The organism is Pseudomonas sp. P4_C4 (assembly GCF_056402055.1).
The window spans coordinates 64,333-87,641 of the sequence record NZ_JBFUID010000023.1 but is presented as its reverse complement, the minus strand read 5'-3'; the positions used below and the strand labels follow the sequence as shown (position 1 = coordinate 87,641).

At 55.1% G+C, this 23,309-nt stretch carries 19 protein-coding genes and 1 pseudogene; 7 read left to right on the top strand and 13 right to left on the bottom strand.

The window, feature by feature from the left end; genetic code table 11:
- Positions 1-272: pseudogene (locus AC1DXW_RS14290) on the top strand (hypothetical protein); the annotation flags it as partial.
- Positions 273-687: 415 nt separating this feature from the next.
- Here the strand turns inward: AC1DXW_RS14290 and AC1DXW_RS14285 are convergent.
- From AC1DXW_RS14285 to AC1DXW_RS14270, 4 genes are all read right to left on the bottom strand, one after another.
- Positions 688-2,082, bottom strand: a complete 1,395-nt coding sequence (locus AC1DXW_RS14285; RefSeq protein ID WP_477760122.1) for an undecaprenyl-phosphate glucose phosphotransferase — start codon at positions 2,080-2,082, stop codon at positions 688-690.
- A gap of 355 nt (positions 2,083-2,437) precedes the next feature.
- Entirely contained in the window at positions 2,438-3,118 is a 681-nt protein-coding gene (locus AC1DXW_RS14280) for a winged helix-turn-helix domain-containing protein (RefSeq protein ID WP_477756690.1), read from the bottom strand.
- 34 nt (positions 3,119-3,152) lie between these two features.
- Positions 3,153-3,740, bottom strand: a complete 588-nt coding sequence (locus AC1DXW_RS14275; protein WP_477760120.1) for an EAL domain-containing protein — start codon at positions 3,738-3,740, stop codon at positions 3,153-3,155.
- Between the two features lie 185 nt (positions 3,741-3,925).
- On the bottom strand, positions 3,926-4,666 hold the full coding sequence (locus tag AC1DXW_RS14270) for a winged helix-turn-helix domain-containing protein (RefSeq protein WP_477760119.1): 741 nt from the start codon (positions 4,664-4,666) through the stop codon (positions 3,926-3,928).
- A gap of 523 nt (positions 4,667-5,189) precedes the next feature.
- On the opposite strand from AC1DXW_RS14270, the gene AC1DXW_RS14265 reads away from it, so the two are divergent.
- Positions 5,190-6,023: an undecaprenyl-diphosphate phosphatase gene (locus tag AC1DXW_RS14265; RefSeq protein ID WP_477756907.1), complete on the top strand. Its 834-nt coding sequence runs from the start codon at positions 5,190-5,192 to the stop codon at positions 6,021-6,023.
- Between the two features lie 55 nt (positions 6,024-6,078).
- Here the strand turns inward: AC1DXW_RS14265 and dusA are convergent, their stop codons facing one another.
- Positions 6,079-7,089, bottom strand: a complete 1,011-nt coding sequence (gene dusA / locus AC1DXW_RS14260; protein ID WP_477760118.1) for a tRNA dihydrouridine(20/20a) synthase DusA — start codon at positions 7,087-7,089, stop codon at positions 6,079-6,081.
- A 101-nt stretch (positions 7,090-7,190) separates the two neighbouring features.
- Here dusA and AC1DXW_RS14255 point away from each other — a divergent pair, with 101 nt between their 5' ends.
- Positions 7,191-8,303: a tyrosine-type recombinase/integrase gene (locus AC1DXW_RS14255; RefSeq protein ID WP_477756169.1), complete on the top strand. Its 1,113-nt coding sequence runs from the start codon at positions 7,191-7,193 to the stop codon at positions 8,301-8,303.
- On the opposite strand, the gene AC1DXW_RS14250 is transcribed toward AC1DXW_RS14255, so the two are convergent.
- The 4 genes from AC1DXW_RS14250 to AC1DXW_RS14235 all read right to left on the bottom strand — a co-directional run bounded on the left by AC1DXW_RS14250 (position 8,300) and on the right by AC1DXW_RS14235 (position 12,695).
- Positions 8,300-8,581, bottom strand: coding sequence for a pyocin activator PrtN family protein (locus AC1DXW_RS14250; RefSeq protein WP_477756170.1), 282 nt, complete (start codon positions 8,579-8,581; stop codon positions 8,300-8,302). The two genes, AC1DXW_RS14255 and AC1DXW_RS14250, sit on opposite strands and share 4 nt — an antisense overlap.
- Positions 8,578-8,946 (bottom strand): hypothetical protein, encoded by a 369-nt coding sequence (locus AC1DXW_RS14245; protein WP_477760117.1) that lies wholly within the window; start codon positions 8,944-8,946, stop codon positions 8,578-8,580. Before AC1DXW_RS14245 ends, AC1DXW_RS14250 begins: the two co-directional genes overlap by 4 nt.
- Complete coding sequence (locus AC1DXW_RS14240) at positions 8,924-11,887, bottom strand: hypothetical protein (RefSeq protein ID WP_477760116.1); 2,964 nt, start codon at positions 11,885-11,887, stop codon at positions 8,924-8,926. The genes AC1DXW_RS14245 and AC1DXW_RS14240 overlap by 23 nt, the downstream gene beginning before the upstream one ends.
- A gap of 277 nt (positions 11,888-12,164) precedes the next feature.
- On the bottom strand, positions 12,165-12,695 hold the full coding sequence (locus AC1DXW_RS14235; RefSeq protein ID WP_477757115.1) for a hypothetical protein: 531 nt from the start codon (positions 12,693-12,695) through the stop codon (positions 12,165-12,167).
- A gap of 879 nt (positions 12,696-13,574) precedes the next feature.
- On the opposite strand from AC1DXW_RS14235, the gene AC1DXW_RS14230 reads away from it, so the two are divergent.
- From AC1DXW_RS14230 to AC1DXW_RS14215, 4 genes are all read left to right on the top strand, one after another.
- On the top strand, positions 13,575-14,171 hold the full coding sequence (locus AC1DXW_RS14230) for a recombinase family protein (protein WP_477756134.1): 597 nt from the start codon (positions 13,575-13,577) through the stop codon (positions 14,169-14,171).
- A gap of 532 nt (positions 14,172-14,703) precedes the next feature.
- On the top strand, positions 14,704-14,922 hold the full coding sequence (locus tag AC1DXW_RS14225) for a ribbon-helix-helix protein, CopG family (RefSeq protein ID WP_217857771.1): 219 nt from the start codon (positions 14,704-14,706) through the stop codon (positions 14,920-14,922).
- A 142-nt stretch (positions 14,923-15,064) separates the two neighbouring features.
- On the top strand, positions 15,065-15,307 hold the full coding sequence (locus AC1DXW_RS14220) for a hypothetical protein (protein ID WP_225923243.1): 243 nt from the start codon (positions 15,065-15,067) through the stop codon (positions 15,305-15,307).
- 134 nt (positions 15,308-15,441) lie between these two features.
- Positions 15,442-15,750, top strand: a complete 309-nt coding sequence (locus AC1DXW_RS14215) for a recombinase family protein (RefSeq protein ID WP_477756132.1) — start codon at positions 15,442-15,444, stop codon at positions 15,748-15,750.
- Positions 15,751-17,011: 1,261 nt separating this feature from the next.
- Here the strand turns inward: AC1DXW_RS14215 and AC1DXW_RS14210 are convergent.
- Genes AC1DXW_RS14210 through cas7g form a run of 4 tightly spaced genes read right to left on the bottom strand, consistent with a single transcriptional unit; the run spans position 17,012 to position 23,188 of the window.
- Entirely contained in the window at positions 17,012-17,968 is a 957-nt protein-coding gene (locus AC1DXW_RS14210; RefSeq protein WP_477756131.1) for a type I-G CRISPR-associated protein, Cas3-extension family, read from the bottom strand.
- A 17-nt stretch (positions 17,969-17,985) separates the two neighbouring features.
- On the bottom strand, positions 17,986-20,619 hold the full coding sequence (gene cas3g / locus AC1DXW_RS14205; RefSeq protein WP_477760115.1) for a type I-G CRISPR-associated helicase/endonuclease Cas3g: 2,634 nt from the start codon (positions 20,617-20,619) through the stop codon (positions 17,986-17,988).
- Entirely contained in the window at positions 20,616-21,986 is a 1,371-nt protein-coding gene (gene csb2, locus AC1DXW_RS14200; protein WP_477760114.1) for a type I-G CRISPR-associated protein Csb2, read from the bottom strand. Before csb2 ends, cas3g begins: the two co-directional genes overlap by 4 nt.
- A gap of 11 nt (positions 21,987-21,997) precedes the next feature.
- Positions 21,998-23,188, bottom strand: coding sequence for a type I-G CRISPR-associated RAMP protein Csb1/Cas7g (gene cas7g, locus AC1DXW_RS14195; RefSeq protein WP_477756843.1), 1,191 nt, complete (start codon positions 23,186-23,188; stop codon positions 21,998-22,000).
- Between the last annotated feature and the right edge of the window lie 121 nt (positions 23,189-23,309).

Genomic DNA, 23,309 nt, shown 5'->3' with positions numbered 1-23,309 from the left:
CTGTAGGAGCCAGCTTGCTGGCGATGGACTCAAGTACGCCGCGTTTATCCGGTTCGCACGCGTTATCGTTATCGACCATCGCTGGCAAGCCAGCTCCTACAGACTGCGTCCTGGTTGAAAATGAAGTGACTTCCCGGGGGAACTGTAGGAGCCGGCTTGCCGGCGATGGACTCAAGGACGCCGCATTTATCCGGTTTACTCGCGTTATCGTTAACGACCTTCGCTGGCAAGCCAGCTCCTACAAGACCGCGTCCTGGTTGAAAATGAAGTGACTTCCCGGGGAGCTGTAGGAGTCGGCTTGCCGGCGATGGACTCAAGGACGCCGCGTTTATCCGGTTCACACGCGTTATCGTTATCGACCATCGCTGCGATGCGGCGACCCGACAAGCCAGCTCCTACAGGGGAGCGTGCCCACGCTTTTTTTGCGGTGGACTGCTGCCGTTGCGCCTGCCTGAAGGTCAGTTCGGGCATGCCGATATCGCCCTGAATCGGGTCAACAAGCTGTACGGTATCGAGCGGAGATTTAAAAGAAGTTGGCGATGAACATCGCCGCGAAGGTCGACAGCAGAACAACCTGTCGCTGTTGCTGCAGTTGCAGGCGTGGCTGGTGAAGATCCAGCCACGCGTGACGAGGCTAACGCACTGCGCAAATGGCTTGCGTCGCTTGGTTAGCCTGCAGGTGCATCATCAATAAATATCTTTTGACAGCAGGGTGAACGGTGTCTTCACCAGGATTTTCACATCCAGCCACAACGACCAGTTATTGATGTACTTGAGATCGATCTCGACGCGTTTCTGCATCTTGTCGATGGTGTCGGTCTCGCCGCGGCAACCGTTGATTTGAGCCAGCCCGGTGATCCCCGGTTTGATTCGGTGGCGCGCCATGTAGGCGAGAATCTTGCCGGAGTAGTAGTTATTGTGCGCAACGGCATGAGGGCGTGGCCCGACCAGCGCCATATGGCCCTGCAAGACGTTGAACAATTGCGGCAACTCATCGATGGAAGTGCGGCGGATAAAGCGCCCGATCGGGGTGATCCGCGAGTCGTTACGGCTGGCTTGCTTGACCTCGTGATCGTCGTGTACGCGCATCGAGCGAAACTTCCAGACCTTGATGACCTTCCCGTTCCACCCGTGGCGGTCCTGTTTGAAAAACACCGGGCCATGGGAGGTGAATTTGACGGCCAGGCCAATGATCAGCAGTAACGGGCTTAGAGCGACAATGGCCATCAGCGCCAGGCTTTTATCGAACAGGCTTTTACTCAGTGCGGCAGTGGGTTGGCTGCTCAGCGGGCATTCAATCAAATGGATTGCCGGCATGCCATCCACATCACTGACCGAGTGATTGAGCAGCGTCAGGCTGTTCAAGTCCGGGACCCAGACCACATCGACGTTGGCATCCAGCAAATCGACATACATTTCTTCGATTTGTGCCGCTTCACTCAGGGGGAGCGTGATGTACAGGCGTCGGATGTCATGGGTCTTGATCAGTTCAAGCAGTTCCTCTTGCGGGCCTACGACAGGTGGCATACCCGCCTCCAGCAAGAGAGTGGTGTCGGAGCTTACCAGGCCGACCAACGGGAAGTGCTCGAGGGCACGAAGCTTGTTAGCCAGGCCCAGTGCCAGCTCGCCAGTACCAACAATCAGCGTTCTACGCTCAATTTGCAGCGCCCGTTGGTAGTACTTCGAAAAACCATGCAGTGGGACGTACAACAACGCCTGCCCGATGTAGCTGCAGAAAGCCCATATCAGGATGATTTGACGAGAAAACAGTTCGTTGGCCTTACAGAGAAAGGCGACAATAGCTAACGCTGCCAGTGTCATTGACCAACCCATCAGTAGTCTTATCAACCCCTCCAGGTAATTGTCCTTTTTTGCATAGGCGCCGCACCATGTATAGGCCGGAACCGATGCAAGCACAGTAAGCGTTGCGCATACTCGATAATAGAATTCTACCGTTCCAGTCTGGTAATAAACCAATAGAAGTAACAGGGCGACAACAAAGCCCTGGCCCAGTGCCCACTGTCCCCAGAAGGTCAGTCCTTTGAGGGTGGTATTTCGATTGATACGAAGATTGTTAACCATACGATATCCCCAAAATACGTCCATTCGTGTTTCGACAAACAAGAGCCAAAATTAATGCGCTAAGAGTTATTGTTCATACTAGATGGCGATGCGTTGACGACCGAAACGCCACACGGGCGGCGCTGTCATCAGTTCATAGGTTAAATTATTAGTGCGGGCACTGTCTGACGACTTTTAACGAGCGGGCGGTGTATCTTGTTGATATATCTGGGTGAGAATGGCGTTAGAAATAGTCTGACTTAAACCTTTTTAACGCGGCTTTATAGAGGGAGGGGGGGAGATGCAGGGAAGATAAATTGGCGTGCTTTATTATTGTTGTATTGCACTGCCGAGGCGAAAATCTGAATTTCTCAGGCTAGATTTTTACGCGTACGATTTTTTGTATCACGCAGTACCCACGATTCCTCACTGCACGAAAAAGGCGTTCGCCGTTACTGGCGTTTTTAAATTTTTCCTGTAGTCGACTCAGGCACATTTCGAGACCCCGATATTGTTCAGGTTCTCTACCGATGCTGCGGATAAGGTCGTCCTTGCTGACCACGCGATCTTCATGGTGCAGCATTTTTTTAAGCAGGGTGGCCTCCAGGCCAGTCAAGACAATTTCCACGTCATCTTTGATCAACGCGCCACTGCCATCACTCAGTCGCCAGGTTTCAGTCGCTGGAGTGTGCGGTTTGGCTGGCTGGGAAACGAATTCCCTGGTGTCTTCCCTGGAGCTGTCTACGGTTGATGTGAAGTGAGTAAATTTCGTTACGGATTGGGCAGCTTGCCATTCGGACTTGAACGTCGAAAGTATGCGCTGGGTATCATGCTTGATAACCGGCGGAACCATTCTGGCCATTTGCGGGGAAATAATCTCCATAAGCTTGGGGGCGGAGGTGGGCGGGGCAACGCCTTCAAAAAACATTTTTGCCTGTGACGTGCCGTAACTGTTGTATCGCTTGCTGGACAGTAATGCCTCAAGCTCCAGTTGCAGTGCGGGGTTGTGAGTAACCACGACAAAGTATTTTCTAGGGAGGTTTGTGCTGCTATCCATGGCTCTCTCCTGAGTTGCACGTCTTGAATTTGGTTTAAAGGTTGTCAGCAGGGGAGTAATGACTCCCTTGAAAGTAATCAAAGGGCAGTGCACGTGCCAGTATATGGCTAGCAGCATGCTCGACTCTGTCCGCTATAAAGGAGACTTTTGTGTTGTGAGTGAGCATGGTCATGCGTTCGTGGAGACGATTGAATAACTCTGGGTTGCCACTGAGCTTGAGGCTCAAGTCTAGAGAGGCGGTGGAGATCTTTATATAGTCGAATAGATTCAGGGTGGTAAAGATTTCGATACTTTCGTCGTCGATGTTGTAGTCGTCGAGCGCGATTTCTATGCCGTGATCTTTCAACAAATATACGTTGTGAAGGATTTTCTTTTTTTCTGCGAAGCTGATTGCCGACAGGGGGAGCTCATTGAGCGCAACAACCAGTGTCTGGCCAAATTCGCGCAGAGCGGCGCCGGACTGTATCAGCTCCTCCGTGAGCGCAGAGTTGGCGAGATCTGACTGCCCTACGCAAACAAATCTACGGCTCAGGTATTTATTTCCGTTGGTGGTGTTGTGATCTTTCAGCGAGAAGGCAATCAGCCTGGTCTGCATCAGTACTTCACTGTAGATCCCGCTCATCTGATGCGCCTCTGGCGCGCGGGACGCGCAAGCGGAGTCGTCAAAATGTATTCTGATCTCGCTGCCAAACGGGCAGTCATCCCGAGTGAGAATCAATTGTCGAGACAGGTAATGCTCTGCGTGACCGTAGAGTCGCACGCTCCCTGTTGCGTTCATAATACAGAAACTCCCTTCTACATTTAGAATCAGGTTGTCGAGATCAGACCCCTGATTAAACGATATCCATGCCCACGAATACTTTGAATGGCGTTGCTGCCATACATGTCTTTTATTTTGCCGCGAAGGCGGCTGATCGACTTTTCCAAGGCTCTTGGGTCATAAAAATTTATATTCAGCCCCATGATCCTGGCGATTTCATCATGGCTCAATATTTGGTTCTTTGTTTGAGAAAAAGCCTCGAGAATCTTCATTTCCGCAAACGATACGTCCAGTTTTTTATGGTCGCCAATCAGGCACATGCGAGTGGGGTCCAAAAGCAGATTTTGCTTTTTTTGCCATTCTGGACTGCTAAAAAACTCGGACAGTGCGTCAGTATTTTCGTCTGCAAAGGTGTCGCAATTAATACAGTAGTCGGCCCCGGCAAGATAGTATTTCATCTTGTTGTAGGTGCCTCTACCGGTGATGGCGATGAAAATTATTGACGCCAGATTATCGGCGCGAATGTTTTCTACCAGGGTGAGGCTTTCAACAAACGCCTGAGGGCTGTCGATAACGATAAAAATTGCACGGTATGAATTAGAATTCTTGTTTCTTTTGAATGAGTTGCTATAGCACATTGCATCAACGGCAATATCCTGGCCTACGTGGCTTGCGACTAATTCCCTAAAGCCCTCAGCTAGCGTGTGGGTTCGCCCAATGGTGAGAATACCTGTCTCCTCCTTCACGTCGCTGTGGCTTGTAGTCGTTATTTTCCCTGTAAGCATCATGCTTTGACTCGGATGGGTGCTGGCATTCGAATGTTAAAGCACCAATTCCCGCTTGTGACTGACAATTGGTAACATTTCACTGTTTTTTCAGACGGCCGTCTCGTTTTTTTAACATTGTCGGTGATTCTGACGTGATCGTTTGCCCGCCGGTGGTTCGAGGAGCCTCATGATCGATGGCAATCTCGTGGGTTGATGAGGTATAGCATTGTGCCATCTATTGGTCCAATGCCCCGCATTTTCGCAGCCATATGACCGCGCATGTCGCTAAAGTTTCAGCCACCTGACTTTTTTTGGTTGGGCGTCATGAGGCGGTAGGGTTTTGTGGTTTCAAGTGCGATTTTTTGCTCTTGTCTGGCTCGGCACTCTCCAATATTAACCGTTATATAACGTTGGTATTGGTGGTGGCGGCCATGGACATTTCATAACATTGAGTTTTATTAATCGCTCTAATGCGCTTTACTCTCGTGTTGGCGTTGAATTAGTGCGAGGTCGACGCAACGGTATTTGTCGATGAGGGGGATTGATGGATCTTTGGACAACCATAACAGTGTTGATTTTAGGGATGGTCGAAGGTCTGACGGAGTTCTTGCCGATATCAAGTACAGGGCACCAGATTATCGTCGCGGACTTGCTCGGCTTCGGCGGCGAGCGAGCCATGGCCTTCAACATCATCATTCAATTGGGCGCGATCCTGGCGGTTGTCTGGGAGTTCCGCCGCAAGATTCTCGAGATCGTTACCGGCTTGCCGACCCAACGCAATGCACAACGTTTCACCTTGAATCTGTTAATCGGTTTTCTTCCGGCAGTGGTCTTGGGGGTGTTGTTCGCCAATAAGATCCATGAGTATCTGTTTAATCCGATCACTGTTGCAGTGGCATTAGTGGTGGGTGGCATCATCATGTTGTGGGCCGAGCAGCGCGAACATGTGGTGTCTGTCGACCATGTAGACGACATGCGCTGGACTGACGCCCTCAAGGTCGGTTTCGTGCAATGCCTGGCGATGATTCCGGGCACTTCGCGCTCTGGGTCGACCATTATCGGTGGGTTACTGTTTGGTCTGTCGCGTAAGGCTGCCACGGAGTTTTCGTTCTTTCTGGCGATGCCGACCATGGTCGGTGCCGCCGTGTATTCAGGCTATAAGTATCGGGATCTGTTCCTGGCCAGTGACTTGCCGGTGTTTGCGCTGGGTTTCGTGACGGCGTTCTTTTTCGCCATGATCGCCGTGCGTGGTTTGCTCAAGTTTATCGCCGCCCACAGTTACGCCGTGTTCGCCTGGTACCGGATCGGATTCGGTTTGCTGATTCTGGCAACGTGGGTATTCGGCTGGGTTGACTGGACCGGGGCTGCAGCGCACTGACACTTGCACCAGGCATGCAGGACATGCAGCCTGGTCGCAGGGAGGCGGCTAACCTTTAACGCCCCTCAAGCAGCTCCGCCGCTTGATCCAGCAACGCCAAAGGCTCTTTGGCCTTGTGAATATCCACCGACAGTAACTGCCGAAACTTGCGCGCCCCCGGGAACCCGGTGCCCAGCCCGAGTACATGCCGGGTGATGTGGTGCATCGAACCACCTGCAGCGATGTGCGCCGCTATATAAGGACGCAACTGCGCCAGCGCCTCAGCCCGGCTGATCACAGGCGCCGAGCTGCCGAACAGCTGCTGATCCACCTCGGCCATCACATAAGGGTTGTGATACGCCTCACGGCCCAGCATGACGCCGTCGAACGTCTGCAAATGCTCGTGGCAGGCCTCCAGCGTCTTGATCCCGCCGTTCAGGATAATCTCCAGCTCCGGAAAATCCGCCTTCAACTGCGCCGCCACGTCATAACGCAGAGGTGGAATGTCCCGGTTCTCCTTCGGCGACAACCCCTCCAGAATCGCTATCCGCGCGTGCACGGTAAAACTGGTGCAGCCGGCATCCCGCACCGTACCGACGAAATCACACAACTCTTCGTAACTGTCTCGCCCGTTGATCCCGATTCGATGCTTGACCGTCACCGGAATCGACACCGCATCGCGCATCGCCTTCACACAATCGGCCACCAACTGCGGATGCCCCATCAGGCACGCGCCGATCATATTGTTCTGCACCCGATCACTCGGGCAGCCGACATTCAGGTTCACTTCGTCGTAACCATGCTCCTGCGCCATTCGCGCGCAGGCGGCCAGGTCCAGCGGGACACTGCCGCCGAGTTGCAATGCCAGCGGGTGTTCGGCTTCGTTGTGACGCAGGAAGCGCTCGTGGTCGCCGTTGAGCAGCGCGCCGGTGGTGACCATTTCGGTGTAGAGCAGGGCGTTTTTCGACAATAGGCGCAGGAAGAAGCGGCAGTGTCTATCTGTCCAATCCATCATCGGTGCAACAGAAAACCTCCTGGATACCGAATGTGCTGGAATTTCTAGGTTTTCTGCGGGTTTAGTCAGCATTTAGCTACTTCTCATTTGCCACTGTTTGCTACGGTTTTTGCTTATTTTGGGATGGTCGTTGCTACAATGTAGCAACTAAAACCAGCCGTGTAGCAAAATCCATGGGATCAATCACCGTTCGCAAGCGCAAGGATGGCTCTGCAGCGTACACCGCGCAGATCCGCATCATGCAAAAGGGTGTGACAGTTTATCAGGAAAGCCAGACGTTCGACCGTAAGACCACGGCTCAGGCCTGGATCAAGCGGCGCGAGACGGAAATGGCCGAACCTGGCGCGATTGCCAAGGCCAACCGTAAGGGCGTGACGGTCAAGGAAATGATCGAGCGCTACCTCGGGGAGTATGAAAAACTCCGGCCACTGGGCAAGACCAAGCGCGCCACCCTCAAGGCTATCAGCGAAACCTGGCTGGGTAAGCTCGAAGATAAGGACATCACCAGCCAGAAGCTGGTGGAGTACGCCAACGACCGGATGCAGAGCGACGGCATTCAACCGCAAACCGTGGGTAACGACCTGGCACACTTTGGCGCAGTGTTATCTATTGCTCGACCCGCCTGGGGATATGATATCGACCCCATGGCCATGCCGGACGCACGCCGCGTGTTGCGCAAGATGGGTGCCGTATCAAAGAGCAAGGAGCGAGGCCGTAGGCCCACACTGGAAGAGCTTGATAAAATCCTGACCTACTTTGTCGATATGCGGGCGCGTCGTAAGCAAGAGATCGACATGGTCAGGGTGACTGCTTTCGCACTGTTCTCAACGCGTCGACAGGAAGAGATCACCCGGATTCGTTGGGACGCCATGGACGAGGCTCGCCAGTCGGTGCTGATCACCGACATGAAGAACCCTGGGCAGAAATATGGCAACGATGTTTGGTGTTATGTTCCGGACGAGGCTTGGAAGATATTGAGGTCCATGCCGAAGATCGCCGACGAGGTGTTTCCATATAATGCCAGATCCGTATCCGCGTCCTTTACCCGGGCCTGTCATTTCCTCGAAATCGAAGACTTGCATTTTCACGACCTGCGCCATGATGGCGTGAGTCGGCTGTTTGAAATGGGGTGGGATATTCCGAAAGTAGCCAGCGTGTCGGGCCACCGAGATTGGAACTCGATGCGACGCTATACGCACCTGCGGGGGAATGGCGACCCGTACAAGGATTGGCCGTGGTTGGAGAGAGTTTTAACTGGCCCCGTGATTGGGGCCATGTCCCATTAAGATGCTCGGTGTATACCTCGACCCATCAGTTTTTCGTGCTCGGCCTTGGCCTTGCTGCGCTGAGCGTCGAGGTATTCAGCCAGGTCAGACAGGTGGACACCTCGCGCGGATTTCTGGCTGCTCTCCATTGGCACCAGTGTTAGGTCTATCTGGCCAGCCGCGACCTTGAGCTTCATTTTCTCCGGCGTCAGATGGCTGAAATAGTCAGCGCAGACTCGCTCAAGCGGGATGATTGCCTGGCCATTGTACTGGGCCATTAGCAGGAAGGCCGTATTCATACCGCACCTGTTATCGACTTCCTGGCCATGGCCAGTTCGTGGTCAAGAGCAAAGACCCGCTGCATCAAGTTGAGATTGGGGTGTTCGCCGCCCTCACTGCTAGTGTTGTTCCAGTTTTTGCTGGTGACGCGAAGCAGCTTAAGGATGTTCATGTAGATGTAATGCGGGGCGGCCCCCACCGCCTGTACAGATTTCTCACTGTCCGGTTCGTAGGGCGTTTTGTACCAAAGGTTATGAGTGCAGAGGTTTATCTTTGGCACTTTGGATTTGAACAATTTCTTATCCAACTGCATGAAGCAGGTGAGCACTGGGGAGCGCTTGATTCGGGCCAGCTGGAAATGCTCAGTTAAAGTTATTGCCTCCATGGTTACCTCCCCAGCCGAGCAGGCTGATGTCGATGTTCTTTTCCTGCAGCATTTTCAACGATAGGAACAACATTTCACGGCCACCCCCCATATCGGCATACGGTTCGCACTTCACAAAATAGGGTTCTTCGACGATCAGCTTGGCGAACTGTACGCCGCTGCTGATCACCGGCGCGCTGCGGTCATCCACATTGCAATACCGCGTGTAAATGGCATGGGACAGGACCGGGTCGAGAATCAGGTACTCGGGAGTTACTGAGTAGTGTTGGCCCTCGGTCAGATGCATGTGGCCGGCGCCGCGCTCCTGGGCGCTGCGCGAAATCGCCACGATGATTGCGATCTTCTGCAGCACCAAGTCAATCTCACTCTGTACATAGCCATCGCCATCCTCGCCATACCGCTCGATTATCGACTTAATCACTGCATCCAACTCAGGCATCGCTTTGAACAGGTGAAGTTGCCCACAAATCTCAGAGAGTATCCACAGACCCAACAAGACCACCTGATACGAGTAGCGCGGCCGGTCGTCCATGTCTTCTGGAAGTTGCAGCGAGGCTTTTTCCATCAGTTGCTTGATCTCTTCAAGTGACATGGTCAAGCTGGTGGCCATGATCGCTTTACCTAGTCTGCGCAGGTGTTCGCAGCCATCGGTCGCTCGCCGGAAGTGTTCCCGGCAGTACTTCCGTTTGAGTTTGGTTAGATGAACGCGAATGCTGCGTTCCTGCAACGCCGGCATCTCAATCTCTTGCTCTGAAATGACAATCAACGGTGCCGACAACGGGATGGCGAAGGCTTCTGTATTGGTGCGGCCCATGACTGGCCCTCCCAACCGACCTTTCAGGGTTGCCTCGCCGTTCCATGCCTGCTTGACGCGTTCGCCCACATCCTTGTATGCCTTACTGGTCATCTTGCTTTTATTGAACTCTTCGATGATGCGAGGCACCGTCGTGGTGTTCGACAGGTAATCCAGCATGCCGTAGGGCGAGGTCGACGGTGCGCTGACCCCGGAGTCTTTCTGCATGTAGTCGGTGCCGTTGAGCCATGTGATCAGACCAGCGGTCTTCGACTTGCCGGCGCCAGCACTACCCCACAGCGAGAGAGTCGGGAACTGGCTAAACAGGTGCATTAAGTGGGTCTTGAAGTGCGCCGCGACACACCAGCCGATGAGAAGGCCAACTTCGTATTTCTGGTTGATCTTGAGCAGGTGGAACAATGCTTGATCAACGTCCCGATCCTCCTTCTCGCATATGCTGGTGTTGGCAAAATAAGGGCGGGCCAGCAGGTTGCCGAGGAACTGGTGGGTGCCGCGTACCTTGACCGTGTTCACCGACATATCAGGTTCAACATAGGTGAACAGGGGCATGTCATCGACGAAGTCCAGGTGGACCCCCGCGGCGTAGACTTGAATAATTTCTCCCACGTCCTGAGCCTCCCCAAAGACAGCGATTTTGATTTTCTGTACGTCGAGGTCGGTGCCCTGAAACGTCAGGTTTTCGATGCCCTCTAGTTCCTTCAGGAACGCTGAGCGACTGCTGAAAGCCGACTCTTTGAAAATAATCTTGCCTAGGTCGTTGCCGTTTTGCAGGACCGACATGCTGGTGCCGATACGGCGCGGCCGGGTACCGTTTTGCGGCACGTCTATAAACGCGTCGATCGGCTGTAGGGTGAAGTTGCAGATCCGCCGCTTGCCGTCGCCTTGCCGGATGTAATAGCCATCGGGTTCGACCACGGCGCACAGGCCGGCGTCCTGATCACCACCGCGATTGGCCCCAGCTTCGATCGCGCAGCCTTCACACGGACGCTTGCTGAGTAGGGCGCGGATCGCGTTGCAACCAAAGCCGAACGTCGGGGTGTGTTCGACGTAGCGGATCTGCGCCTCGATGTGATCGCGGCGCAACTTGGCGGTGCTGTACGTGCTCGACTTGGCACTGCTGGCCAGCCGCGCCGCCAGGCTTTCGGCCACCGTCTGCGACACGCCAGCGCGGACGATGTAGGTGGCCAGTTGGGTTGCGACCTGGTTGTAGGTCGCATCCACCTTCAGCGAGTCGCTGTCGCTCAGCATCTGGATACACGCCGGCACCGGCTCGCGGATCGCTTCCATGTCGGCGGAGGAGGCGATGATCACCAACTTCGGCTTGGCGTTGACGCGCTTTTTGGCCCCTTCAAACAGGGCCTTGAGTTCGTGCACCACCCGCCCTTGGGCGTCGTCGACCTCCACCACTCGCGGCGCCTTCACCAGCTCGCGGTAACGCTCGACAGTCAGCTCGGCCAGTTCATCGGCGGTCACCGGCACCCGGTATTTGCCGTCGTGCCGCTGCAGGTTGACGATGCGGAAACTGTTGCCCCGGCCGCTGCAATACACCGAGTAGTCGAGGCCGATGACGAACAGGCTGCGGGCCATTTCCTTGTAGATTTCCGGCAGGCGCAGGATGAAGCGTTTGCTCGTGAAAAATGTCTCATTGACCAGAATGTGCAGGCCCTTGCTACCCGAGAGAAAGATTTCGATGCAGCCTTTCGGCACGCCCATGCGGGTCAGCTTGCCGATCAGTTCCTGCCCGCTGCTGATGGCCTGGCCGAGGTCGTCCTTGCAGTCGATGTCAAAATACAGCGGACCACGGTAGCCAATCTTGTCGCGGTTGCGCGGCAGCTCGTCCTCGGTGCCGTCATTGACCGGCTGGTTCAGCGCGAGGATGGTCAGCTTCTTCGCGCCCTGTGCCTTGGCCAGCTCCGCCGGATTCTCTTCGCCCTGGCAGGAAAGAATAAACCAGGCGGCATGTTCAGAGCGTTGGTAGTAGTGGTACATGCTGATGTTCCCCCGCTGACTTGCTACTTTTGACATGACCCAAGGCCAACTCCAGCAGCAGGCGGTCGACCGCCCTGGCTGAGACGTGTCGGTGGCGGAGGGAGTCGCATGAGGTAAACCAGCCTGACACGGTGTCAAGCAGATACCCGGTGTATTTTGTGAGGTCTTGGTGGGACAAACCGTGGGTTTTGGCGATGCGGCGGATAAACGCCAAGCGTTTGTCAGCAGTCATCCTTTCCCCGGTGGTTCTGGGAGGCTTTTTTGTCATTTTGGTTTCCAGGTCGCACCCTTGAAAACCAAGGGGCTCCGTCTCTAGTACCGAAGTGAAGAGGCAAAATTGCCGGACAAGCCGGGCATTAAACTTGAATGCCGCCCTTTCAACTGGGGCGGTCACCCGCAATCGATCCTTACGTTTTCAAGTATTAACCAGGTCTTGATTTCCTGCCGAAATCTCCTCTGCAGGCCCCGGTTTTACTGGATTTTCACCTTGCGCGAAGTTGTATGAGACCCCTCGTTCTTCGGCTTCTTCGGCAAACCGCGCAGCGATGGCCTGGGAAGGCTGAATCATCCGCATCATTTTGTCGGTGAGGCGCTGCAAAACCAAAGGGCGCATGTTTTTTGGGAAGGGTTTACCGCGTTCGTCGCGCATCGGACGGAACAAGCGGTAGTCGCCTTCCTTCATCCCGCGATTCTCGAAGGTTTTGCGTAAGTTGCTGGTACTCGGCTTGTTCGGCAGCTCTACCATTAGCAGTTCGCCCGGTTCGGCCTTGTTGTAACGCAATGCCAAAGAATCGTAGATCAGGGTAGATTCCTGGCATTGGGTGCCCCGCGTTGCAGGATCTTGTATCAAATTCTCGAATGCCAAGCAGCCGGGTTTTATTGCTTTAATCACCATGTCATTAGCATCCCAGCTGGGTTTAGTAGTAATTTTCTTATTGGTAGTCATATTGGTGTCCCCCAATTTTGTTGTTGTGTAGTGTGTTGGTTAACACTATTTTAGAATAGTCGATGATCTCGCATTTCTGCGTAAAGGTCGTCACTTTTGGGTGGGCGAATCATTCATCAATAGAGGGGTTTGGTGATGGTTTGTGTTTGTAATCGATTGATTTTTATAAAGAATCATGTGCTGCTTGGTACCCATTGTAACAGAGTGTGTATTTTTAGATTTTGCGTGATATTTGTTTAAAACCTGTACTGAGTACATCTGGGATTTTGGATTAGTTGAAAATGTTGAGTGGGCCTGAGCAGTCGGGCTAGAAGAAGCAATCGTAAAAAAGTCGTGGGTGGGGTACCTGATGGTACGTTGAGTTATTTCTATAACATATGATGTGGTTGGTGTTTTGGTATATTTCAAACTAATCTGGTTCATGGTGTTGTATGTATTTATTGCTGCTATTGGTTGTGCTTAAATAACTGGAGGTTGCAATTTTATAAAAGAGCGCAGCACTACATCGGAGGATTATTTTTTTTATGCCTAGAACAGCAATCCGAGTTGCCCAGGAGAGGGCTGACTTAATTGGTCCGTCCACAAAAAATTAACAGAGCCGCGTTCAGGTAGTGGCAAATACGACCAGTTCGTATATTGCGTCCATCGAGGTGCGGTCACTGATGAACACGGCCGCAAAGAAATGCATCAGCCTGGGCGAGCCGATCGTCTATGCATTGGTGAGAGTCCATCAGTGTAAAAAAAACGTTATGCAATCTCCAAATAGAGCCGGCCCTTGTGATAGCAGGCGAAGCCCTACCTAAACCTCTCATATAAGTGGGTTAATTTATTTGGGAGGTGGGCTATCACAGAGTCTTAAACATATGTGGGAGAAAACCTATGGATATAGGCTATGCACGTACTTCAACCATCGAACAAGAAGCTGGTTTTGAAGCCCAGTTGCGCGAATTAGAACGATGTGGTTGTGAAAAAATATTTAAAGAACAGGTATCGTCCGTGGCCCAGCGCGTCCAGCTTGAAGCGGCCATTGAGTTTGCCCGTGTGGGGGATACCTTTGTGGTCACTAAGCTCGACCGGCTGGCTCGCTCGATCACCGACCTGCTGCAGACACTGTACCGATTGGAACTGAAAAAGGTTGAGGTCAAGATTCTCAATCTGGGGCTGGACACCAGCACGCCCACCGGCAAGTTAATCCTGACCGTGTTGGGAGGGATTGCCCAGTTTGAGCGGGAAATGATGCTGGAGCGGCAGCGCGAGGGGATCGGCAAAGCGCAGAAGGCCGGCAAATACAAGGGACGTAAGCCAATCCACGAGGAAAAACGCGCGGCCATACTGCGCCTGGCGGGGGAGGGCGTGACTAAGGTCGAGATTGCCAAGCAGCTTGGCGTCGGGCAGGCCACGGTTTACCGCGAACTGGCCCTTTACCGTACCGATGCCGTGACTCGGTCAGCTGTCCCGCTCACTTCTGAACTATGAAGGGGGGAATTCGGTTTTTTCTGCCATGCCCAAGTATCCCACAGCTATTGGATGTCTTATGCTCCGTGACTGGTCCTGCTTCGCCGCCTACGGCGTCCTGCCCCTGACTGTCGAAGCCACCTACAGCCGCCGCTGTACAACCTGAAAGAACCGGGGGGAGGGCACACACAGCGCAGAGGCGCGTTGAGCCTTTGTGCCGAACTGGAACAACACAGTCGGCGCCCAGCGAGCGCCAGCGGGCTGCTGGGCCGCGCCGTGCTGGACGAACTGATGGTCTTCGCCCGGCTCTACGTCGGCGACTTCGACCACGAATGGCACCACCAGCTTCGATCTCGGCGACCCGTTGGGCGAGGTCTACCTACGCCAAGGTCTGGCCAGCCGAAACCACGCGCCTGCACCACAACTGCCGCAAGGGTGCCAAACAGCCGCAGGTCGACGGGCGTGCACCAGGCCAGTGGTCGGACGGAGTAGCGGCAGTAGCTGCAATATGCAGTAAAATTTCCACTCAATTCCCTCGACTAGAGCATCCGCCATGCCACGTTTTACCCTCGACCTGTCGGACGAGATCGACGGCGCGCTGACCGACATCGCCAAGCAAAGCGGCATCACCAAGGCCGAAGCCATGCGCCGGGCGTTCGCCCTGCTGGCGGTGGCCTACGCCGAGAAGAAGAAGCCCGGCTTCTCCCTGGGCATTGTTCGTGAACGCGACGATCACACCCTCGAAGCGGTTGGCCGCGTGGTAGGGATCTGATGGACACGCCGGAGATTGATCTGGACGCCCTGATCGCGGCCATCACCCCAGAGAATCGGCATGCGCCGGTCGACTGGGGTCCGCCAGTTGGCAAGGAGGTTTGGCCGTTCTTAACCCCTTCTGAGAAGGAGGAGCCAACACCATGGCCACCCACGGTTTGAGCCAAGCCGAACTGGACAAGATCCATGCCGCGATCAGCCAGTTGATCGACCAGACAATCCAGCGCAATGAAGAGTCGCGCAAGGTCAGTGCCGAGGTCCCGAAACCGACAGTCGAGGCCTGCAAGTTCACCCGTGAAACCTTCTGGTATCCGATGGCCGTGGTGACTGGGCTCTACTGTGTCATCGCCGTGATCATGACCGTGATTTACAGGCTGCTCCACTAAACCGGCGTAACTATGCCTCCAGCCGACACGGGAAGCCCCCCATATCCTGGATGCCGCCTGCCCAGTTTGAGCGGGAGATGATGCTGGAACGGCAGCGCGAGGGGATCGACAACCGTCCCGCTCACTTCTGAACTATGAAGGCGTCAATTCGGATTTTTCTGCCGTGCCCAAGCCCCCCATACTTGTTGGTGGAGGTCTTATGCCCACCGACACCCCCGCTGGTCCGAGCGTACTCTCGCGCCTCCACCTTGGAGCAGGGCGTTGAGCAAAATCGGCAATTGCTCGGAGCATTTGGTGAGCAATATGGCCAGTTCATCGCCGGGTTCTACCCGGAAAACGAATCCGGTACGAAGCTGCACCGCTCGGAACTGTTCCGCCTGCTCGATGACTCCCGACCGGGGGGCATCCTGCTGTGCGAGCAGGTGGACCGCCTTAGCTGGTGAACGCGGACTGACAAACCCTGTGCAGGATCATCCACGCGAAGGGGGCAGGTGGCCGCGCCCAAGTCCGCTGTGCAGAAAGGCAGATGCTCCTTGCCATTGAAGGTAAGCGATGAACGTGACGAAACACTAGCCGCAGGACTGAAGCACGAACGAAACTGCGGCCGGTTGGAAAGCTGACCGAAGGTTTACGGCTGCCCGAAAGGAACCGACAGGAAGGGCTCAATCGCTCCCGCAGGGCAGAGCTTTGCCCGTTACTTTTAGCTACCTTTTCTTATATATATTAATATTGAATTATTATTTATTTATATTAGAAAGGAAGGCTAAAAAAGCGAGAGTTTTCTAAGTGATAATAACTTGCATCGAAAACCCTCAAAAATTAAGTCGCTAAGTGTTCTTGGTTGACTTGGTGACTTGTTTGTCAAGCAAAGCCTTCGCGGGTCTGTTCGCATCTTTTTAGGTGATTCGTAATAAAATCAATATCTTGAGAGTTTTATCCGATTATCGCTTTTGAGAAAAGTTATTGCTATTAGCGTTACTCTAGCTAGTCGTTTAAGTAAGCGAATAAATAGCAAGCAAATAATCATTCAGGTAACCGATAAGTAGTCAGTGCAAAAGCGTAAAATCTCAAAACTAGGTATCCAGTCGAGTAGTCGATACACAGGTTTTGTTGCTGCGTTTTCCGCGCACTAGCCGTCATTGCGGCGTGGGTTGATCGCGCATTAGTAGTCAATCCAGCTCCTGACACCAGGGCGCGAGCATCCTCATCGGTTTCCGGATCCACCAGCTTTCGAATCGCTATCTTGATCAGCGCGCCTGACACTCTTCTTCGGTTCCGCTATTAGCCGCCTCCGATATCGCTACCTCAGCTTTCAATAGGTTCGCGTGCAGGGCAGTGCGTATTGCCGCCTGCTCCTGTCCTCTTAATGATGGCCTCTCGGTGGAGGGCGGGAACATGCTGAAATTCTGACTCCCAAAGCCCGCTAAGATTTTTCGCCCAGAAACAGTCAGAGCTCTCCACTTTCGTGGCGAGCTCTGTCAAACGATGCCCAGCTTTGCAGCTGGGTAGGATCAGTACGCGCTGGTTACAGAAATCCACCTCGTCGCGGCTTCCACGATGCCCAGCCTTGCAGCTGGGTAGGATCTCCCCGTTCGTAACCCATTGAGCGGAAGGGGGACTTAACAGCGGTTCCGCGAACGGGGCAGGATAACGTATATCATGGTATCCATCGAATGCAGCTTAGGCCATTACAGCCTTCCTAGTTCAGTTGTTTGCGTTGGACGCGAGCCTCTCCGGTTCTGGATGGTAGCCTGAGGTTCGCTCTGCAGTACTCAGGGTGCGATATCGGCCGCATTTGGCAATTGCCGAACGCCAGATGGCCTGCACCCCTTCCAGCTTCTCGAGGGTGTCAACTGGACGTTGTCGCAGCAAACGCACCTCTTCCAGAGTCAACGGCTCTAACCACTGTGGCCAGACGTAGTGGTCTTCGTCAAAGCCTGTGGTTTCGGCACGGTGTGGGCTGACCGGAAGAACAGGATGCAAGGGCAACGCTTCAATCGCGAACCAGACACTGAAAGGTTGGCAGGGAGGATCGCTGTCGGTCGGGGCCGCGGCTTCACATGCATGCCTTCTCACAGCAACTGGGTCCCAACCGAATCTGAGCTTCTTGATCTTTTCGTAAGGCTCGCCGAAAAGCACTTTGTGCAGGCGGGTTTCAATGGTTTTCTTATCCCTGGGCGGAGCAAGTGTTTTGGCAAGATAGCGGATGTTGTCGACGAACTCTTGCCGGCCGGCTGAAAAGTCCAGGCTATTCGGCGTCACGAAGCCAGATTTGGAAACAACTGCGTCCGTGGCAAATGCTGCGAGGAAGGCCAAAGCACGGGGATTGTCGCGCATGCTGTTAGCCGCGGCACGATAGTCTGCGGGGCGAATGCGGTTGAGTTTGCTGACGTCTGCTTGCGAGCCGTCGTCCTGCGTTACCTTAAAATTGAACTCTGTGGCCTCCGAGCGGCCGCGCATGTGTGTGGTCATGCCGTCCAGCAGCGCTGGCCAGTCGATGCCATGCAGCCGTGCATAGCCGGCTGGCCAGGACAGGCGAATGTCCAATCCGAGGTCTTGCCCGCAGACGCGCAACAGGCCAAGCGCCGCCATGAATCCTTGGGGAGAGGCGATGCGCAGCCCGATCAGGTCAATGTAAGGTGCATCGGAGCTCTGAGTCATTGAATATCACCTTCCGGCTAAAGGGCTTCCTCCATCGAGGCGCGGGCGTCGGCGACGCGCAGGCGCCACTCCAGCTGGGCCAGTTGCCAAGGACCATGCTGGTTCAGGACCTCGCTCCAGTGCTTCGGCCAGTGGTTGTCCAGCGCGGCGAAGTGGGAGCCGGGAGCTGTGGGGTCACTGCAACTCTTTAACCAAGGCCGACCATGTCCGTGGTGCGTCGCCACCAGATGACGGATCAGTGGGTCTTTGATTAGCACGAAGTCGAGACTGGCAAACTCATGGCGGAAGCCCGTGGGCAGACCGGACTGCCGGTAAGCCATGAACTGCTGGTCACGACTGCTAAGAGCCGACTTGGCCAGTGCAGGTCCGAGTGCCGCATCCAGGGGATGGCCATACAACAGCTTCTGCATGCGTGGTTCCTGCTTGCCCGCGTCGTGAACGGCTGCGGCCCCTACCAGTGCCTTACGTTGAGGGTGGTTGAGGTTCAGATCTTCGGCCCAGCGAGCGACGTCACGGTGATGCTGTTCGAGGGTGACCCTACGACCAGTTTCGATGCGGTCTTCGAAATCCTCTATCCCCCTGCCTCGTACTACCAGCCCGGCGGGGTGAGATTCAATCTGGGCATTTTTCAGGACATATTCTAGCTCAACAGGTAACGTCTTCAGCAGCAGACAAAGGGCCTTACTCCGGGCGCCAGGCATATCCTCGTGCGGGGCATCTTTTTCGTTCGGATGTCCGAGTAAAGTGCGCAGGAAGCTGGCTTGCGCCCAGATGGCCGTTTCTTCTGTTCCAATTACAAGTCTGTGGCCGTCGACGAGGCGCAGGGTGAAACGCTGGGACTCTCTCGCCCGGAGCTTTTCCAGTTGGCAGTCATCCGCGAGGTCGGGAACCTCGGAGGCGTCTTTCGGCGCCCATCCCCATTGGTCGCAGCCGCCATAATTGGAGGGCAGTACCAGTGTATCGCCGGGTTGGATGAGATTCGGTGGAATCACCTCGCAGTCTTCAGGGCCTCGCCAGCGCAACACCTGCTTGGTTTCCTTTGCAGTGTTTTTCTCTTTGGCATCACGGCCGTTGAGGTCGCTCAGGGTACCAGCCGATCTCATGCCATTGAGGAAGGCGCGAGCTTCATTTAGGGGTAGGGCCAGCCCCTCACGGAGTATTGGCGGTAGCAGGCTGACGGCTCGTTTCCAGTCCTCCTTCCAATCCCCCGTCTGCAAGGTGTTCAGATCGTCTCGCCAGACCAGGATGACATCGGGGATTTGGTTGCTCGGGCCATGCAGCCAGCCTGTCAGATCCACTTTGGGCGCGTACGGGCCGGTCTGGCTGAGGGCGTGAATGTGACTGGGTAACAGGGTTGCTGCCAAGGGACTGTCTTCGGTTGGGGCTGGTGCTTCTGCGAGCAGTTTATCGAAGTTATTCAGCCCGAAGTCGACGACGTCTTCAGCGAAGACAGCTCTGGCTTTGAGCCACTCCCAGGCATCTGCGCTAGCCTTACCGTAAACTGGATCAGCTTTCTGTCCGTTACGGCGAAGTACCCAACCGCGGGTTTTACCGAGCAGACCTAGGCGGTCGAGTCGTCCAAAGCGTTGGCGCAGGGCGGAAAGGGGCGCGCATTCGCTGATGAGCGCATCGAAGTCAAAGTCCGCACCCACTTCGATGGTCTGTGTGGCGACAACCACAAATAATTCGTCATCGTCGCTGCGAGTTCGACCCGCCTTGATCTGTGGGAGTACGTTCCCCACCAGCCAGTCGCGCTCGATGGGGCGAATGCGCCCGGTCAAGAGTGTGCAGCCAATCTTCTTTTTACGGAGCAATTCGAACAGAGTGCGGGCTATGCTGACCCGGTTGACGACCACGGCAACCTTGCGGGTTTGGTTTTCTTGGCGGAGTGCCTCGAGGGCGACCAGTGCCTCTTTCGCGAACTCCTTGTCGGATATACCGACCTCCCGCAAACGGATCCTCTTGGACGCGGAGAGCCGCTGCCGGACAATGTCGAGAGCGTAGTCCTCCTCGTCGAGACCAAGCGTCTCTGTCGGCCAGTCGCTCTTGAGCGTCGCCGACATCGGAATGATCGCGAGATTGGCGCCGGCTACCTTCAGGCTGTTGAGTGTCTGTAGGAAGGGCATACTGAGGTGTGCCTCGTCGACCACAATCAGGGCGTCGTCGGAGAAGAACCCAGCATGCATGGGCCAGCGTTTTTGGCTGACGCCATAACCACGAAAAAGTAGACGTGAGCCCAACTGGTCAACCGTGGTCAGGATGATGCTCAGGCGCTCCGGATAGAGCACCCAGCCATCGTCACCAAACACACCACCGCGAAGGCGTACTACCTGTATTTCCTTGAGGCGCTTCTGAAGTACGAGTAGTTGGGGGAGCTGCGTTTCCTGCAAAAATGTCTTGATGCGTTGTGCGTTTTCGTACACCTCATCCACCACTAGGCGGCGGTCGATGACGAAGATGATACGACGCCATGCCCCATGGGCTGCTGCCCACACGGCTGCGTCGACCAGGCTCGACTTGCCTAGCCCCGATGGAACGTTGACGGCGAAGGTAGTGCGGCGTGCCAGCCTCTTGGCAACTCGACCCTGCCAAGGGAAGGGGGGGTGGCCGTGAATTGCTCGGTAGAAGTCTTCGAAGCTGGGCGGGCTCATGACTTGAGTTCCGAGGGTGTAGGTCGGAACAAGCCTATACCGAAGTATTTCCAGCGACCGGCAATGACCGGCCCCTGGACAGGTTCGGCGAAGACTACCCGGGCATGCGTGCGGGGTATCGGGGTGGGAATCTCGCGAACTGCTGGCCCACCTTTAAAGTCACTGGTTTGGTTGAGTGTCACCGAAATTGGGCAAGGGAAGCCGGCAATGACCAGCGACTCCACCAACGCCTGAGCAACCCGGCCGGACTCAAAACGCTTGGGTGGACGGTCCAGTATTACGGGTGTCACGGTGGACCAGCAGGTGCTGATACCAGCCCAGGTCTGGGTGCGTAGCGTGAGGATGGTATCTGTCCCCTCGATGACGGGTTCGAGCTCGGCCACCTGTCCATCGGGCAATTTCAAACAGGGAAGAAGTTTCTTCATCGCAATGAGCGTGTGGTCTCGTTCCTGTCCGGTTAGGCTGATAGGAAGTGCTATCCCGATCCCGAGGATCTTGCCGTCGGCATGGGGAGAGCCAACAAACGGCAGAGGTAGCCAGGCTACGTGCAGTTGTTCTCCGTCGTGACCATGCACGGCTGCTGGTGTCTGCGTATCCAACAGGGACATGATGGCTTTCCGCACATGCTTGCCTAGGGTGTGGGCAGCGTCGGCCCCCCAGGCGGCACCCTTGAAGCGGAATGCCAGCCAATCGTAAGCCGATGAGTGGGCCTGTGGTTTAGCCGTAACTTGGGCATAGGTGACAAATTTCTCGCGCAGCTGCTGGGGTCGCCGGACGACTCCACCGCGATGCTCGTGGAGTTCGTCAAGCTCCTGCAGCCTGCCCGGCAACGGTACCTTCAGCGAGAGATCACCATGGGGGCTGGGTACGTAGACGTCCGTGGCAATGACCTCACTGCAGGTGAAGTGGGCTATCACCAGACTGTGCGACGTACCAAGGTGCGTCATGCGTGCGGCCAACTGGTCGAGCAGCTCCAGCTCATCCGTGCCCAGGTCAAGCGGCCACGAGAAAATCACCTCAGGCTCACCTAATAGATATGCGGCTGGAAAGTGTCGGGGTTGTCGCATTGGCAAGAGTGGGCCAAACGACTTTTCACCGAGCCGAGAGCGCTCGTCGTTCACTGGTACATAGTGGGTCGCTCCGGCCGTCGTGTCAGCCTCAGGCCGGGCCAGCACGGGTGGCCCGGCCTGTTCCAAGGTTTTCAGCACTTTGCGTTCATCATCCAATAGCTGACGACCGCCGGCATAGGCCGCTGCGACCAATGCTGAGTAGACGCGGGAGGGATGCGGAGGCCACTCAGGCTGAGCAGGATGAAAACAGGCTGCGCAGTACCTGCCTGTGGGAAAGCCGAGCTGTAGTTGCAGCATGGACGGTCTCCTCAAGTGTTGTCCGAACTGTCTTCTGCAAGAACGGCCGCGCGACTGCGTTTGACCAGTTCCACAAGGCGATCGTCGGCGTTGAGGCTGAGTACTTCGGGGCGGAAGCTGAGGTCAAACTTGTCAGCGTGCTCGATGGCTTGGTTGAGCAGGGTAAGGGCATTGTCACCTGATAGATGAAGCTTGGTCACGTCCTTGAGGGTACGTCCGATGAGCTCCAGCTGACCGTCGTCTTTAGGCACCAGCTCGCAGCCGGAACGTAACAGGCAACCCGCTTCCATCTGGGCGAAGAAACCGTAAAGGGCGAGGGCAGCCAGCACAGCACGGCCAGCTTGGTTGCGTTCTGAATCGATCTCGCCATTGTCTTTGGGGAAGGCGAGACTACGTAGTCCAGAGCAGGAGAGTACGCTAGTCTGAATGGCGCCACTGATGACTGCACCCGGTACGTTGTTGCACGGAATGCTGCCAAAGCCCATATCACTCGGTCTCTTGATTTCGTCTTTCTTTGAAGGTCTATTTTTCTCCGTCATTATTTCGAAGCGACGGTTGGAATCGGCGATCTTAACGAGCTTCACGTTATGGCGAATATCCATAACGTCGAATTTGGTAGCAGACAGCGAGACGCGCTGGGCATCGAGGCCGATGATTTCCGAGGTCAAAAGCCGCTGAATCTTGGCAGTTCGTGGCCCCGTCCCACTCTGGCTATCCCAGCCACCCAAAACCAGGGTGATGGGGGCATATTTGAATAGAGCGGTGGCGTTTCCCGGGCGTGCGTTCTTGATGGCTTCCCCGATATCGCTTGAGAAGAAGTTCTCGCTGCCGTGTTCGGATGCGTGGAGACAGGCATCGTAGATGCGATGCGAGAGTTCGAGAACCGAGATACTCGGTTCACGCATTTCGGGTGGAAAATTGATGACAATATCTGGGTAGTAAATGCGCCCAGTCCGATGCGCTTCGAGCAAGGCATGTTCTATCCGGTTGGATTGACTTTGCGGTGAATCCAGCACCACTATTTCACGCAGCTCTCCATCCACAAATGCCCTGCGAAAAGCGATGTACGGCGGTCCTCCATCCTTCTCAGGCATGTAAGTGGGTGGGCGGACTAGGCCATCGCCCGAAGTTGGCGATAGCTTGACACTGTAGCGGATGACGGAGCTAGAGTTGATGGCTTGCAGTAGGCGTTGAAGGTTCATGGACGTCGCGCGGTCCTTGGTGGAGCGGGGAGGGTGAAACCAGTTTAGACCGTCAGCAGCGATTGCTTAGCTCCCGCTCGTCAGCGGTAAGCATGTGACGATCTCAGTTGTGTGATTATGC

What these genes read in the sequence shown, in the direction of transcription:
- AC1DXW_RS14285 (WP_477760122.1), bottom strand. Translation starts at nt 2,082, where the DNA reads ATGGTTAACAATCTTCGTATCAATCGAAATACCACCCTCAAAGGACTG.
- AC1DXW_RS14280 (WP_477756690.1), bottom strand. Translation starts at nt 3,118, where the DNA reads ATGGATAGCAGCACAAACCTCCCTAGAAAATACTTTGTCGTGGTTACT.
- AC1DXW_RS14275 (WP_477760120.1), bottom strand. Translation starts at nt 3,740, where the DNA reads ATGAGCGGGATCTACAGTGAAGTACTGATGCAGACCAGGCTGATTGCC.
- AC1DXW_RS14270 (WP_477760119.1), bottom strand. Translation starts at nt 4,666, where the DNA reads ATGATGCTTACAGGGAAAATAACGACTACAAGCCACAGCGACGTGAAG.
- AC1DXW_RS14265 (WP_477756907.1), top strand. Translation starts at nt 5,190, where the DNA reads ATGGATCTTTGGACAACCATAACAGTGTTGATTTTAGGGATGGTCGAA.
- dusA (WP_477760118.1), bottom strand. Translation starts at nt 7,089, where the DNA reads ATGCTGACTAAACCCGCAGAAAACCTAGAAATTCCAGCACATTCGGTA.
- AC1DXW_RS14255 (WP_477756169.1), top strand. Translation starts at nt 7,191, where the DNA reads ATGGGATCAATCACCGTTCGCAAGCGCAAGGATGGCTCTGCAGCGTAC.
- AC1DXW_RS14250 (WP_477756170.1), bottom strand. Translation starts at nt 8,581, where the DNA reads ATGAATACGGCCTTCCTGCTAATGGCCCAGTACAATGGCCAGGCAATC.
- AC1DXW_RS14245 (WP_477760117.1), bottom strand. Translation starts at nt 8,946, where the DNA reads ATGGAGGCAATAACTTTAACTGAGCATTTCCAGCTGGCCCGAATCAAG.
- AC1DXW_RS14235 (WP_477757115.1), bottom strand. Translation starts at nt 12,695, where the DNA reads ATGACTACCAATAAGAAAATTACTACTAAACCCAGCTGGGATGCTAAT.
- AC1DXW_RS14230 (WP_477756134.1), top strand. Translation starts at nt 13,575, where the DNA reads ATGGATATAGGCTATGCACGTACTTCAACCATCGAACAAGAAGCTGGT.
- AC1DXW_RS14225 (WP_217857771.1), top strand. Translation starts at nt 14,704, where the DNA reads ATGCCACGTTTTACCCTCGACCTGTCGGACGAGATCGACGGCGCGCTG.
- AC1DXW_RS14220 (WP_225923243.1), top strand. Translation starts at nt 15,065, where the DNA reads ATGGCCACCCACGGTTTGAGCCAAGCCGAACTGGACAAGATCCATGCC.
- AC1DXW_RS14215 (WP_477756132.1), top strand. Translation starts at nt 15,442, where the DNA reads ATGAAGGCGTCAATTCGGATTTTTCTGCCGTGCCCAAGCCCCCCATAC.
- AC1DXW_RS14210 (WP_477756131.1), bottom strand. Translation starts at nt 17,968, where the DNA reads ATGACTCAGAGCTCCGATGCACCTTACATTGACCTGATCGGGCTGCGC.
- cas3g (WP_477760115.1), bottom strand. Translation starts at nt 20,619, where the DNA reads ATGAGCCCGCCCAGCTTCGAAGACTTCTACCGAGCAATTCACGGCCAC.
- csb2 (WP_477760114.1), bottom strand. Translation starts at nt 21,986, where the DNA reads ATGCTGCAACTACAGCTCGGCTTTCCCACAGGCAGGTACTGCGCAGCC.
- cas7g (WP_477756843.1), bottom strand. Translation starts at nt 23,188, where the DNA reads ATGAACCTTCAACGCCTACTGCAAGCCATCAACTCTAGCTCCGTCATC.